The organism is Streptomyces orinoci (assembly GCF_003121295.1).
GTDB lineage: Bacteria > Actinomycetota > Actinomycetes > Streptomycetales > Streptomycetaceae > Streptomyces > Streptomyces orinoci.
In genome coordinates this window covers 1594763-1607767 of record NZ_PHNC01000031.1, presented here as the reverse complement: position 1 = coordinate 1607767, position 13005 = coordinate 1594763, and the positions used below count along the sequence as shown (strand labels likewise).

The 13005-nt window shown below is 69.3% G+C and carries 13 protein-coding genes; 5 read left to right on the top strand and 8 right to left on the bottom strand.

Annotation, left to right across the window (positions count from 1 at the left end; translation table 11 throughout):
• Positions 1-16 precede the first annotated feature (16 nt).
• Positions 17-1441, top strand: a complete 1425-nt coding sequence (pyk, locus tag CV755_RS29720) for a pyruvate kinase (RefSeq protein ID WP_109283328.1) — start codon at positions 17-19, stop codon at positions 1439-1441.
• Between the two features lie 70 nt (positions 1442-1511).
• Here pyk and CV755_RS29715 read toward each other — a convergent pair whose 3' ends face one another.
• From CV755_RS29715 to CV755_RS29695, 4 genes are all read right to left on the bottom strand, one after another.
• Positions 1512-2786: a hypothetical protein gene (locus tag CV755_RS29715; protein WP_109283327.1), complete on the bottom strand. Its 1275-nt coding sequence runs from the start codon at positions 2784-2786 to the stop codon at positions 1512-1514.
• A complete protein-coding gene (locus CV755_RS29710) occupies positions 2776-3255 on the bottom strand; it encodes a DUF6114 domain-containing protein (protein ID WP_109283326.1) in 480 nt (159 codons plus the stop codon). The genes CV755_RS29715 and CV755_RS29710 overlap by 11 nt, the downstream gene beginning before the upstream one ends.
• A gap of 94 nt (positions 3256-3349) precedes the next feature.
• The gene (locus CV755_RS29705; RefSeq protein WP_109283325.1) at positions 3350-3982 is read right to left on the bottom strand and encodes a DUF6230 family protein; all 633 of its coding nucleotides are present in this window, start codon (positions 3980-3982) and stop codon (positions 3350-3352) included.
• A 545-nt stretch (positions 3983-4527) separates the two neighbouring features.
• Positions 4528-5496 (bottom strand): tetratricopeptide repeat protein, encoded by a 969-nt coding sequence (locus CV755_RS29695; protein ID WP_109283324.1) that lies wholly within the window; start codon positions 5494-5496, stop codon positions 4528-4530.
• A gap of 240 nt (positions 5497-5736) precedes the next feature.
• Here CV755_RS29695 and CV755_RS29690 point away from each other — a divergent pair, with 240 nt between their 5' ends.
• The 4 genes from CV755_RS29690 to CV755_RS29675 all read left to right on the top strand — a co-directional run bounded on the left by CV755_RS29690 (position 5737) and on the right by CV755_RS29675 (position 9715).
• Entirely contained in the window at positions 5737-6363 is a 627-nt protein-coding gene (locus CV755_RS29690) for a TetR/AcrR family transcriptional regulator (protein ID WP_109283323.1), read from the top strand.
• Between the two features lie 117 nt (positions 6364-6480).
• Entirely contained in the window at positions 6481-7374 is an 894-nt protein-coding gene (locus tag CV755_RS29685; protein WP_109283322.1) for a LysR family transcriptional regulator, read from the top strand.
• An 88-nt stretch (positions 7375-7462) separates the two neighbouring features.
• Positions 7463-9001 (top strand): AMP-binding protein, encoded by a 1539-nt coding sequence (locus CV755_RS29680; protein ID WP_109283321.1) that lies wholly within the window; start codon positions 7463-7465, stop codon positions 8999-9001.
• 141 nt (positions 9002-9142) lie between these two features.
• Positions 9143-9715: a hypothetical protein gene (locus CV755_RS29675; RefSeq protein WP_109283320.1), complete on the top strand. Its 573-nt coding sequence runs from the start codon at positions 9143-9145 to the stop codon at positions 9713-9715.
• A gap of 179 nt (positions 9716-9894) precedes the next feature.
• Here the strand turns inward: CV755_RS29675 and CV755_RS29670 are convergent, their stop codons facing one another.
• The 4 genes from CV755_RS29670 to CV755_RS29655 form a co-directional block, all read right to left on the bottom strand.
• The gene (locus CV755_RS29670; protein ID WP_109283319.1) at positions 9895-10080 is read right to left on the bottom strand and encodes a DUF397 domain-containing protein; all 186 of its coding nucleotides are present in this window, start codon (positions 10078-10080) and stop codon (positions 9895-9897) included.
• The gene (locus CV755_RS29665) at positions 10077-10265 is read right to left on the bottom strand and encodes a DUF397 domain-containing protein (RefSeq protein WP_109283318.1); all 189 of its coding nucleotides are present in this window, start codon (positions 10263-10265) and stop codon (positions 10077-10079) included. The genes CV755_RS29670 and CV755_RS29665 overlap by 4 nt, the downstream gene beginning before the upstream one ends.
• Positions 10262-11074, bottom strand: a complete 813-nt coding sequence (locus CV755_RS29660) for a helix-turn-helix domain-containing protein (RefSeq protein WP_241561445.1) — start codon at positions 11072-11074, stop codon at positions 10262-10264. Before CV755_RS29660 ends, CV755_RS29665 begins: the two co-directional genes overlap by 4 nt.
• Positions 11075-11340: 266 nt before the next feature.
• Positions 11341-12999, bottom strand: coding sequence for a S1 family peptidase (locus CV755_RS29655; protein WP_153068766.1), 1659 nt, complete (start codon positions 12997-12999; stop codon positions 11341-11343).
• Positions 13000-13005: the final 6 nt, after the last annotated feature.

The window sequence follows — 13005 nt, the reverse complement described above, 5'->3', positions numbered from 1 at the left end:
CCGATAGGATCGCCCCATGCGCCGTTCCAAAATCGTCTGCACCCTGGGCCCTGCCGTTGACTCCTTCGAGAAGCTCAAGACGCTGATCGAGGCCGGTATGAACGTGGCCCGTTTCAACATGAGCCACGGGACTCACGAGGAGCACCAGGGCCGCTACGACCGGCTGCGCCAGGCGGCCGAGGCGACCGGCCGCGCGGTGGGCGTGCTGGCCGACCTCCAGGGCCCCAAGATCCGCCTGGAGACCTTCGCGGACGGTCCGGTGGAGCTGGTGCGCGGTGATGAGTTCACCATCACCGTGGAGGATGTGCCCGGCGACAAGACGATCTGCGGCACCACCTACAAGGGCCTGCCCGGTGACGTCGCCAAGGGCGACCAGATCCTGATCAACGACGGCAATGTCGAGCTGCGCGTCACCGAGGTGGACGGCCCGCGGGTGAAGACCATCGTCATCGAGGGCGGCGTCATCTCCGACCACAAGGGCATCAACCTGCCCGGTGCGGCGGTGAACGTCCCGGCGCTGTCCGAGAAGGACGTCGAGGACCTGAAGTTCGCGCTCGCGATGGGCTGCGACATGGTCGCCCTGTCCTTCGTCCGCGACGCCAAGGACGTCCAGGACGTCCACCGCGTCATGGACGAGGTCGGCCGCCGGGTCCCGGTGATCGCCAAGGTGGAGAAGCCGCAGGCCGTGGAGAACATGGCGGAGGTCGTGATGGCCTTCGACGGTGTGATGGTGGCCCGTGGCGACCTGGCGGTGGAGTACCCGCTGGAGAAGGTCCCGATGGTGCAGAAGCGGCTCATCGAGATGTGCCGCCGCAACGCCAAGCCGGTGATCGTGGCGACCCAGATGATGGAGTCGATGATCACCAACTCCCGTCCCACCCGCGCCGAGGCCTCGGACGTCGCCAACGCCATCCTGGACGGGGCCGACGCGGTGATGCTCTCCGCGGAGTCCTCGGTGGGCGCGTACCCCATCGAGACCGTCAAGACGATGTCCCGCATTGTCGAGGCCGCCGAGCAGGAGCTGCTCTCCAAGGGCCTGCAGCCCCTGGTCCCGGGCAAGAAGCCGCGCACCCAGGGCGGTTCGGTGGCCCGTGCGGCCTGCGAGATCGCCGACTTCCTCGGCGGCAAGGCGCTGGTGGCCTTCACCAAGTCCGGCGACACCGCCCGCCGCCTGTGCCGCTACCGCGCCGAGCAGCCCATCCTGGCCTTCACCACCGATCCGGCCACCTGCAACCAGCTCACCCTGAGCTGGGGCGTGGAGACCTTTGTGGTCCCCCATGTGGACAACACCGACGCCATGGTGGACCTGGTGGACGCCGAGCTGCTCAAGCTCAACCGCTACAACGAGGGCGACACCATGATCATCACCGCCGGCTCCCCGCCCGGGGTTCCCGGCACCACCAACATGGTGCGGGTGCACCACCTGGGCGAGAACAACTAAGAGTTCCCGCACCAACGGCCGTGGCCGCCGCCCCTGTTGAGGGGTGGCGGCCACGGCCGTATGCGGGGGCCTACGAATAAGTGCCCGGCGTCAGATAGACATGCATATTGGGCACCGTGAGGTTGCCGCCGAACTGCCCCGACTGGCGCAGCTTCACATCCGTGAACCAGATCGGAATCGGCAGCGGCAGGCCCGGGATCAGCGGGGGCGGACTGGAGGGCGAGTAGTCCACCCTGGTCAGCGGGGTGTCCAGGCCCAGCAGCTTGCCCTTCAACTCCTCGGTGTAGAGGGTGACTTGGCCGCCCCGGAAGGTGGGCGTATCGCCATAGCCGGTGACATGGTACTCAAAGCCCTTGCCATTGACGATCTGGTGCAGGTTGTGGATGTCGATGGCGCTGGCGGTGAACTTGAGCGCCTTCTTGTGCTGTCCGCCGACCGTGGTGACGTCCACTATGCCCTGGTAGGTCAGCCAGGTCAGGGTGAGCTTGGTGGTCTCCAGGTACCAGGGCTGATCGGGGAACTGGGAGCCGTTCGCCTTGGCGGTGGCGCTCGGGCACGGCTTGGGCGTCTTGGTGGCGTCCGGCGTCGGTGACGCGCTCTCGCCAGGACTGGCGGAGGGCGAGGGCGACGCGGAGGCGGACGGCGACTCGCTCGGCGCGGCGGGGGTCCGGGAGGGCTCGGCGGTCGGCCGCGGCTTCTGCGCCGCCGGACCGGAGGGGGACGGGCTCTCGCCGGGAGCCGGGGCCGACGTCGGTGCCGTCGCCCGGTCGGTCGGCTTGGCGGACGTCTCCTGTCCCGGCAGCGGCAGCAGCGTGGGCAGCCCCGGCAGCGATGGCAGGGGCAGGCCGACCGGGCCCTTGGCCGTGGGAGTGGGCGTCGGGGTCGGTGTGGCGGCGGGGGTACGGTCCGGCGCCGGCGTCTTGCCGTCGTGCCGTTGCGGGGTGTGGCTCGGCGACGGGCTGGGCCGCGCGTCCTTGCCCTCGTCCGTGGTGGCCGTGGGCGATGGCTCCGGCGTCCGGCTCGGCTCGGCGCTCTCACGGGGTGTGGCGCTCTGGCCCGGGGTGGCGCTCGGGCTGCCGCTCGGTGTCGCGCTCGGGTCCGGCGTCTTGTCCGGGGCCGTGGCGCACAGCGCGTCCCCGAAAGGGTTGGGCGGATCGGTGGGCTTGGCCTGGGCCAGCGTGGGAGTGAACCCCATGCCCATCAGCACCGCGCCCGGCATCGCCGCCAGCGCCACCGCCTTGCCCGCGGGCATATGCAGCTTGGCCAGCAGTGGCTTCAGGGGTCTGCGCGGGCCGGCATGACGCCCGCCGGTCCGGGCATCCTGCTGCTCGTCCTCACTCGGCACTCTTCGGCTCCTTCACAAGCGAGGGGCCGGTCGGCGCGGGCTCACCCGCCGGGGCCGCCGTCTCCTCCACCGGCTTGCCCGGGGCCCAGGCGATCGCCAGCCCGCCGCCGATCAGCGCGGGCAGCAGGCCCAGCAGAAAGGCACCGAAGTTGGAGACCACCAGAGAAACCACCCCCAGCAGGATGGCGGCAAACCCGGCGAAGACCCGGGAGTGCTTCTGGAACCACATGGTCAGTCCCAGCACCACCAGCAGCACACCGATGATCAGCGAACCGGCGCCGGCGGTGGTGGCCAGCCGGATGCTCAAGTCGCCGAACTTAACGGTCTGGTAGGGGATGTACATGATGGGCACACCCGCGAGCAGGGTCCACAGCCCCGCCCAGAACGGGCGTTGACCGCGCCAGTCCCGGAACGAACGGCGGGCGCCACCGAAGCTGCGGGCCGGTCGTGATGGCGTATCGGCGCTCATGGTGAACAGCTCCTCGGAACTGGTGGATCGGTGTTACAAGCCGGCGGCCCGGAGGGGCGCGAGAGGCGGCAGGCCAACTCCCGCGCCCAATGGATCAGTTACCGGGCACCTTGCACTCCGCATGGCCCAGGCTGACGCCCATGTGCAGGCCGGGCAGGGTGAACGATCCCGCCGTGGTGGCCCAGGCCCGCTGGTTGACCCCGTCGAAGTCCACGGACCTGGCCTGCTGGGCGAAGGAGTCCGGGGAGGTCTTCTTCCGGTCGCCGTCCGAGATCCCCGGGCCCTTGCTGGTCGAGCCGGCCGCCACACCAAGGTCGATGTCGTTGAACTGCGCCTGGCGCACCTGGAGGTCGTCGGCATCGATGTACAGGCCCTTGGCGTGCACCTTGGTGTCGCCGTCACCTGCCTTGAGGGTCATGCCCACCTCACCGAACGGGGTGGGAACGTTGACCGCCTGGCACAGGCTGCTGATGTCGGCGTCGCTCAGCCCGACCACCGCGACCGGGTTGGGCCCCTTCTTGTTGGGGTCCACCGAACCGTACTGGGTGAACCCCTCGCCGTGGATGTGCCCGGCGGTCACCTGGAACTGCTGGCCGGAAACCTGGAAGGACGCCGCAAGCGCGCCCTGCGCTATCGCGACCGCGACCGCACCCGATGCCGCAACACTCGGCACCATGACGATTGCAAACCGCTTCCATCTGGTCCCACCGCGTGCCTGGGACTTCATGTCTTGCCTCCTTCTCGGACGTGCACCCCAGGTACGGGCCGATGAACCCCGCCTCGGGTGGGAGACGTGCTACGTCCTCGGGAGGAAGAGCGCCGCCGTGCGGCGATCACCCCCGAGCGACAACCACTTGGCCACGCCGGTTCGCGCAACCTCCGGGACAGGCACCGCCGTTGAGCGGCGACCCCCCTGTCCCAAGAACCGGCACACCTCGCCGGCCCACTCGGTGGGGACCCAACTCCCGTACGCCGACTGGCTGCCGCGCCACGGTGATGGACCGAGATGCGCCGATCGTGGTCCATTCCGGGGCGGTACACAAGAGGTTCATTACTAGCGAGTAACGCGCGGATAACCAAGGGAAGTCCGGGACGCATCGGACAGCCACCCTGAGTGGCCGGACTTTCACCCGGCAAAGCAGAAAAACCCGGACACAAGCCCGGGTTTTCCTTACCGACCGTAACGGCCGTCACCTTATTAAGATTTGATAACCGACGCATGCCGCGCCCTGAGTGGCTCAGGGGGCGCGGGACACCGCCGGAACGACGCCCTTAGAACAGGGCGCGGGACAGCGCCGTACGCGCCGCCGTCACCCGGGGGTCCTCGGGGCCGACCACATCGAACAGCTCCAGCAGCCGCACCCGCGCCGCGTCCCGGTCCTCACCGGCCGTGCGACGGACGACATCCAGCAGCCGCCCGAAGGCGTCCTCCACATGACCGCCGGCCAGATCCAGGTCGGCCGCGTCGATCTGCGCCTTGACATCGCCCGGCGCCTCGGCCGCCGCCTTGCGCACCTGCTGGGGGTCCAGCGCCTGGACGCGGCTGAGCAGTTCGGCCTGCGCCAGGCCGATCTTGGCCTCCACATTGGCCGGGTCGTCGGAGAGCACATTCTTGTACGCCCGCATCGCACCGCCCAGGTCACCCCGGTCCAGTGCCTCATGAGCGGCGCTCAGCGCCAGGTCGTGCGGGCTCGCCGGACGCGGCGCCGGCTCGGCCTCGCCCTCCGCACCCGGCTCCACCGGGGTGCCCACGATGCCGAAGCGCTGCTCGGCGACCTGGATCAGCTGGTCCAGCACCTGGCGGATCTGTGCCTCGGGCGCGGCGCCCTGGAACAGCGGCAGGGCCTGGCCGGCCACCACCGCGAAGACGGCGGGGATGGACTGCACGCCGAACTGCTGGAACAGCAGCTGGTTGGCCTCGACATCCACCTTGGCCAGGACGAACCGGCCCGCGTACTCCTTGGCCAGCTTCTCCAGCAGGGGGCCCAGCTGCTTGCAGGGCTCGCACCAGTCGGCCCAGAAGTCGATGACTACGGGCACCTCGGCAGAACGCTGGAGGACTTCCCGCTCGAAACCGGCCTCGTCCACATCGAGCACCACCCGGCCCGCCCCGGCGGCCGGCGTGCCGCCCCGGCGTGCCGCTTCGGCCCGCGCCTGCTCCGCCTTCTGCTTGGCTTCCCCGGCGGCCTTCACCGCGGCGAGGTCAACGACTCCACTCATGGACATGTTCCGTGGCTGCATGAGTCCATCCTCCCCCCTCCGCCCGGTGAATCGGAAAGTCCGCCATCGGCGTTCGCTCGTAGCGGTGCTCGCTGTGATTGCGCCGGGTCCCCACCCGGCACCGTGGTTGTCGCTCGCTTCTTACGCTACGAGCCGTAGCGTAACTGCACACCCCACTCTCCCGGCAAGCCCCCCTCGCCATTCCAGCGGGAGTGATCTCCCTCATACCCACACCCCTACCCGGGAGTAAGGTCCCTGCCCATGAACCGTCCCCAAGGCCGCACCGGCCGCCCGCGCAGCGCCGAGGCCGACCGGGCGATCCTCGACGCCACGCGCACGGTCCTGGTCGAACTCGGCTGGGGCAAACTCACCCTGGGCGAGGTCGCCGCCCGGGCCGGCGTAGCCAAGACCACCCTCTACCGCCGCTGGGCGGGCAAGAACGAACTGGTGGTGGACGCGGTGGCGGATCTCTTCGACGAGCACCTGGAACTGCCGGACCGGGGCAGTCTGCGGGCCGATATCGAGGGCGTGGTACGGCAGTTCGCCGCCCTGCTGGACCGGCCGGAGACCAAGACCGCGCTGATGGCCGTGGTCGCCGAATCCACCCGCGACGAGGCCCTGCGGGAACGCATCCGCTCCGCGATCGTGGACCGCCAGAAGAACCTGGTACTCCTGGGCCGCGCCCGCGCCCAGGAGCGCGGCGAACTCCCCTATGAGCCCGACCCGGTACTGGCCGCCCGCACCGCGGACCTGATCTTCGATGTGATCGCGGGGGCGGTGGTGCACCGCACGCTGGTGAGCGCGGAGCCGGTGGACGGCGAGTGGGCGCGGGGGTTCACGGCGCTGCTGGTGGGGGGACTGGCGGCGGCGGCCGGAGGGAGTGCGTAGGGGTTTCCGGGTGGGGTGTGCGCTCCGGGTGCCGGCCGCCCCTGGCTGATCGCGCCCACGCGGCGGAGCCGCATGGTCATCGGAGCCCCGCGCCCCTGACGGGGCCAGACTTCGGGCATGGATCTGCTGTCCCTGCGCTACTTCCGGACCGTCGCCCGCCACGAGCACATCAGCCGGGCCGCCGCCGAACTCGGTGTTGCCCAGCCCTCGGTGAGCCGGACCATCATCCGGCTGGAGCGTGAGCTGGGGGTTCCGCTCTTCGACCGTCAGGGGCGGCGCATCCGGCTCAACCGGCATGGCGCCGCCTTCCTGCGCCGGGTGGAGCGTGCCCTGGCCGAGCTCGATGACGCGCGCCGGGAACTCGCCGACGCCGCCGGGGCGGACCAGGGCGGCTCGGTGGCGGTCGCGGCCGAGACCCTGCTGCCGCTCGCCGGGCTGCTGTCCTGCTTCCAGAACCGTCACCCGGGTGTGACCGTCCGCCTGCACCAGTCCCCCATCGAGGAGATGCGCCGCCAACTGCGCGCCCGGGAGGTGGACTTCTGCATAGCCTCGCAGCCGCTGACCGGCCCCACGGTCCGCTCGGTGGAACTGCTCCGGGAAGAGGTGTGGCTCGTGGTGCCGCTTGGGCACCGGCTGGCCGGTCGGGAGCGGGTGCGGGTGGCCGAGCTGGCCGGGGAGCCGGTCGTCAGCACCCGCCCCGGACACTGGCAACGCGCCCTGCTGGAGAGGCTGTTCGCCGAGGCCGGGCTCGCCCCCGTCATCACCTGCGAGGGCGATGAGCCCGCCGCCACCCCCGACCTGATCAGCGCCGGACTGGGCATCGGCCTGCTGCCCGACATGTCCCGCCGCCATCCCCGGCATGGCGCCGTCGCCTGGGTGCGCCTGGACGCGGCGGACTGCCGGCGCACCCTCACCCTGGTCTGGCACCGGGACGCCTATCTGTCCGCCGCCGCCCGGCACTTCCGTGACCTGGCCATCGAGCAGCTGCCGCTTATGGCCGCCCCGGCATGAGCACATGACCGAACTGGTCGTGGAAGGCATCAGCGGCCATGCGTAACGTCAAGTGCGGCAGCCCACTACTCACCGTCAGGAGCCCGGCGTGTCCTCCCCCAATGACCGTGATGACTTTGTCAGTTACCCCGCAGCCATCCTGGACGCCCTGTCGGCCGCACCGGAGCGGACCGCGGTGACCACCGCCGATGGAGCGCGGATCACCGCGGGCGAGTTCCGCGACCTCACCTGGCGGCTCGCCGGGGAGCTCATCGAGCGGGGCGTGACCCATGGCAGCACGGTGACCCTGCTCACCGGCAACACCGCCGAGGCGCTCGCCGCCCGCTACGCCGCCGGGCTCGCCGGGGCGCGGGTGGTGGGCCTCTACGACGGGATGAGCCCGGAGACCATGGCCCGCATCGTGGCAAGCGTCGAGGCGGTGCTGGTACTGGTGGACGGCGAACGGCACGCGGCGGCCAAGGAGTTGCTCGCCCTGCCCGGCCTGCCGCCCGCGCTCGCCCTGGGGCCCAGCTCCTTCGCCGAGGACGTACTGGCCGCCGCCGCCCGGCAGGAGGCGCGGCCCCCGTCGGTCCGGGTGCGCCCGGAGGACGACTGGTGCATCCGCCACACCGGCGGAACCACCGGCATTCCCAAGGGCATTCGCTCGCTCCACGGCCCCTACCGGGAGGCCCTGGAGATGCGCTTCGAGGGCGCCGGCGAGGCGCCCCGCTATCTGGCCTGCACCCCACTGGCCCATCTGGCCGGGCTGTTCGCCGACGCGGCGCTGCTACAGGGCGGTTCGGTGGTCCTGCAACGGGACTTCGACCCCGGCGAGGTGCTGGCCGCGGTCGAACGCGAGGGCATCACCCACCTCTGGCTGCTGCCGCCGCTGATCTACCGGCTGCTGGACCACCCGGCCCTCCCCCGCACCGACCTGTCCACCCTGGGCCGGATCTCCTACGGCGGCTGCGCCGCATCCCCGGCCCGGCTGCGGCAGGCGGCCGAGGCGTTCGGCCCCGTTCTCTACGGTCTGTACGGGCTCTCCGAGGCCCAGGCCATCACCCAGGCCGCCCCGCATGAGCACTCGGTGACCGGGCCGGACGGCCGGGTCACTGTGGGACGGGCGCTGCCGGGCGTGGAGATCGTCGTCCGCGACCCCTCCGGCGCGGACCTGCCCGCCGGACAGCAGGGCGAGATCGTGGTGCGCACCCCGGGCATGATGGCCGGCTACTGGAAACGGCCCGACGCCACGGCGGAGGTGCTGCGGGACGGCTGGCTGTATACGGGAGATCTCGGCTACCTCGACGAGAACGGCTATCTGTTCGTCGTTGACCGGATCAAGGAGAAGATCATTGTGGTCGGCGGCCATGTCTACCCCTCCGAGGTGGAGGAACTCCTGCTCAGCCATCCGGCGGTGGCCCAGTGCGCGGTCTTTGGCGTCCAGGACGAGGACGCGGCGGAACATGTCCACGCCGCGATCGTGCCCGCGCCGGGCGAGCGCCCCGATCCCTCGCTGATCCGCGAGTTCGTCACGGCTCGAAAAGGCCGCATTTACGCGCCGGAGGGCGTGCACCTGCTGCCCTCGATCCCGCTCACCTCGGTGGGCAAGCCGGACCGAAAGCGGCTGGGGGCCATGTTCGGCGGCTGACCGGCGTTCCACCGCACGGTGGAGAGCGGCCCTCCTTGGGTGGGATGTGCGGGCGGGTGGCGCGGGAGAGGCTGTGAACGACCGGTCCCCGGACCGGAGTTCACACTTCTCCCCGTCTCCCCATCTCCCCAGGAGGTAGCGATGCGCCGAGTGCGCCGTTCCCTTACGCTCTCCATCGCCGCCCTCACCGCCTGCGCGGCGACCGCGCTGACCCTGGGCGTCACCGGCCCGGCGGCGGCACACGAGAGCGGAACCACGGCCCGGACCGCCGACGAGCCCTCACTCACCGGCTCCGGCAAGCTCAAGCGCCGCCCGGGTGACGACGTCCATTTCACCTTCGACGCCCATGGCTTCGCCGAGAAGGCCCACGGCACGTTCTATGTCAGTCACCATATGGGCAAGGACTGGGGCGGATATTTCAAGGGCCGCATCGACTGCCTGCTGACCGGCGGTCCGGTCGCCGTCGCGACCGGAGTGGTGACCGAGGAGAGTTTCAAGGGTGTGCCGTCGATCGGCGACATCCGGGGCAAGCGGTTCGGTTTCACGGTGCTGGACGGCGGCCCCAAGGGTACGAAGGACCGGCTCGGCTACAGCTGGGCGCTGGACGGTCTGCCGAAGAACAGCGTCGCCAAGTGTCTGGGCAGTGCGCCGTTCGAGACGCTGGAACGGGGGGACTTCACGGTGCACCACTGGATGCCGTCGCGGGGGCGTTGACGGTTGAGCGGCCGCCTGGGCGATGAACTCCGCCCGGGCGGCGGCCGGTACGGCGAGGTGCTCTTTGCGTCGGCGCTTTGAGTCATGGATGCGCACGGTTCGCGGCGTGACGGCCACTTTCGACGTAACTGCTGCCATCCGCTTGCGAGTGGCTGGACTTGAACCATGCGGTTGGCCGTTCATAGTCGTTCGCCTACGTTGGTAATGAACTCGGCCCAGGCGGTGGCCGGTACGGCGAGCTGCGGGCCGAGCCTGCGCTTTGAGTCACGGATGTGAACGGTAAGTACCGCAACGGCCACTTCGACGCAGTCGCCGCCATCCCCTTGCGAATGACTGGACTTGAACCATGCGGTTGGGCCGGTCATGGCCGTTCACCGACTTTGGCGATGAACTCCGCCCAGGCTGCGGAGGGTACGGCGAGTATGCGCCCGGATATGCGCTTCGAGTCCCGTATGCGCACCGTCCGCGCACAGACGGCGACCTCGACACAGTTGCCATCGGGATTCGCCTGGCTGTAGCTGGATTTAGTCCAGATGCCTCTGTTGCTCACAGTTCCTCCACCAACTTCTGGATGTAACGCACCGAGTCCGTTGTGTTGAGCGCTTGCGATCGGAGCATGCCGTACCGCATGGAGAAGTCGTTCACCACCTCGCGCTCGGCGAAGAGCATCTGGAAACCCGGCCCTTCCGAATAGGCGTAAGTCTCACGCTCGTCCGTCTCCAGCAGCGACATGGGCCCTTCGAGCCAGTCGTGCGATCCATGCTCGGCAAGCAGGACCTGGATGGAGACATTACGCAAGGCGCTGAGGTCGATCAGATGGAGAAGCTGCTTCCTCATCGTCTCGCGACCCCCGACAAGGGTGCGCAACGCTGCTTCGTACAGCACGAAGTTGAACAGCACTGTCGGATTGTTCAGCCGCTCCTGCCGCTGCTGCCGCGAGGCCACCGTCTTCTCGATGAATTCATCATCGACCGGTGGACACTTGGCCTTGCACAGGGCGCGGACATACTCCTCCGTCTGAAGGAGCCCGGGAATTACCACCGTCTCGTAGTGGTACTGGGCGATCGCCCTGGCCTCCGCATCCAGGAAATGCTGGAACCGCCCGGGCTCCCTCTCCGGCTGGAGATACGGCAACGACGCCAGCAACTTGCCGCGAGCGCCGCACATTTCGTCCGCGACTTCCAGCAACCGCTGCGTCGGGCGCCGACGCCCCAACTCCATGGACTTCACATACTCGTAGTCGTACCCGGCCTCGTTCGCCAGCTGGTCCCGGCTGACGTCGGCGTCCGTACGCCACAACTTGACCTGGTTCCCGCACAACCGCCACGCCATCGGCGGCTGACTGGTCTCACTCGACACGGCGCCTCCCCACACACTCGTCCGTAGCCCCAGACGCTACGGCGCGCAAGCGTTGGGCGAGCCGAATTCGCGAGAGCTTCCCACGGGAGGGGGCGCGGCACACTGGCGAGAGGCAACGCATGGCCTTGACCACGGTGGTGGCCCGCGCCCCAACCGTTTGGGCTGCCGTACATTCAACACCGACCTCTTCGGTGCTCATTTGACCAAGAGGCCCCATGCCGGCCGAGGCCGCCGCATCCGTCAACAGCAGCCTCCGGTGTCCTGCGTCAGCCGACGAGCTGGATCTCGCTGTGCGTGCCCTTGGCGTCAACGCCGGGGTAGTAGCTCAGAGGACCGTTGGACCAGCGAATGAGGATGTCGTTCGGTCGTGCGCCGGCGATAGCGAAGGCTCCGGTGGTCAGGATTTCGGCGTTGGCCCAAGCCGACTTCTCGGGCCGGATGTTGATGCGGCTGTTGTGGAAGCCCTTGGCATCAACGCCGGGGAAGATGGTGGTCTGTCCGTCCGTCCAGCGGATCAGCAGGTCTGCGGTGCCCTTGCCGGTGAACTCGCCTGCGGTGATCTGAGCTGCCGCCGTCCAGCCGTCCTTGCCGAGCTGGGTGTGGGCGCTGACTCCCTTGGCGTCGATGTTGGTGTACATCGAGGTGGAGCCGTCTTCCCAGAGAGTGATGACGTCGTCGCGCTGACTGTTGGGCGTGAACCGTCCGGCGGCGACCAGCTTGGCGTTCTTCCAGTAGTTCTTGGGGTCTTCGTTGACGCCCTTGACGAGTTTCTTCTCGCCGTGGACGCCGTTTTGGTCGAGGTGGGCGTACTCGGTGACCTCGCCGTCGGTCCACTTCACAAACAGTCCGTCGGAGCCGGTGCCGGCGAAGTTGCCACCGGTGATGGCGCGGGCATACTTCCAGGTGCTGCCTGCGCCTGCGATCTTGTACTCGATGGTGAAGGGGTACTTGGGGTCGTCGTGGTCGGCGCCCTGGTACAGGCTGGCGGAGCCGTCCTTCCAGACGACGAAGAGATCCATGCGGCGCTTGCTGTCGCTCGCGCCATTATTGGTGAAGTGGCCGGAAGCCATGTAGCCGGCGTTGGCCCAGTTGGCGCGGGCCAGCAGCGTCCGGGAGGCTACGGCTTGGATCCAGCCAGCGATGTCGTCGGTGCGAGCGTCAACGGCGCCGGTGCGCGTTTCCGCGGGGTCGGTGCCGAGGCAGCCGCCCTGCCAGGAGCGGCTGTGGATGCCGACGAGTTCATAGCGGCCGTTGATGTCGCGGAAGGCCGGACCGCCGGTGTCTCCCTGGCAGATCGCCGCGCTGTCGGACTTGGCGGACAGCGCGACGGTGCCGTCCTTGACCTCGCCTGCGGTGAACATGGCCGTGTGCAGGCGCTGGGGAACCCACTCTTCCTTCGTCCGGCCGGCGCCGGTCACCCGCAGGTCCTCGCCAGGGACAAGGAGGCTGGAGGACAAGCCGATCGGGGCGATGCCGGTGACAGGTTTGGCCAGGCGCGCCATGACCAGGTCGCGGTCGGTGCGGGGGACGAGTTCGACGACATCCACTGTGGTGCCGGTCTGATGGTCGGCGTCAACGCGGCCGATGGTGGCGGTGGTGGGGAGCGCAGGCTTTCCGGCCGGGACCTGGATACCTTGCGCGGGGTTGTCGACGAAGCAGCTCGCTGCGGTGGCCACCCACTGCTGCTCGACGAGCACACCGGAGCAGGACCGCTTGCCGTTGTCGAGGTCGAGCTGGGCGGTGAAGGCGTAGGAGTCGTTCAGGGGCGTGCCGACGACGGCGTTGGCTGGTCCCCCGGTGAGCAGTCCGGCTGCGGTGACGGCCGAGAGGACTCCTGCCATCCACGCTGCACGCGGACGTATGCCAGGCATGGTGTGGTTCTTCCTTGTGGGGTGAGCGTGCGGCGCGTCGATGGCGCTGCACACGAGCTG

Bases quoted from the DNA above. Each gene is read 5' to 3' on its own strand.
- CV755_RS29695 (WP_109283324.1), bottom strand. From the start codon at position 5,496: ATGCAGCCACGGAACATGTCCATGAGTGGAGTCGTTGACCTCGCCGCG.
- CV755_RS29670 (WP_109283319.1), bottom strand. From the start codon at position 10,080: ATGACCGGCCCAACCGCATGGTTCAAGTCCAGTCATTCGCAAGGGGAT.
- CV755_RS29685 (WP_109283322.1), top strand. From the start codon at position 6,481: ATGGATCTGCTGTCCCTGCGCTACTTCCGGACCGTCGCCCGCCACGAG.
- CV755_RS29690 (WP_109283323.1), top strand. From the start codon at position 5,737: ATGAACCGTCCCCAAGGCCGCACCGGCCGCCCGCGCAGCGCCGAGGCC.
- CV755_RS29675 (WP_109283320.1), top strand. From the start codon at position 9,143: ATGCGCCGAGTGCGCCGTTCCCTTACGCTCTCCATCGCCGCCCTCACC.
- CV755_RS29705 (WP_109283325.1), bottom strand. From the start codon at position 3,982: ATGAAGTCCCAGGCACGCGGTGGGACCAGATGGAAGCGGTTTGCAATC.
- pyk (WP_109283328.1), top strand. From the start codon at position 17: ATGCGCCGTTCCAAAATCGTCTGCACCCTGGGCCCTGCCGTTGACTCC.
- CV755_RS29710 (WP_109283326.1), bottom strand. From the start codon at position 3,255: ATGAGCGCCGATACGCCATCACGACCGGCCCGCAGCTTCGGTGGCGCC.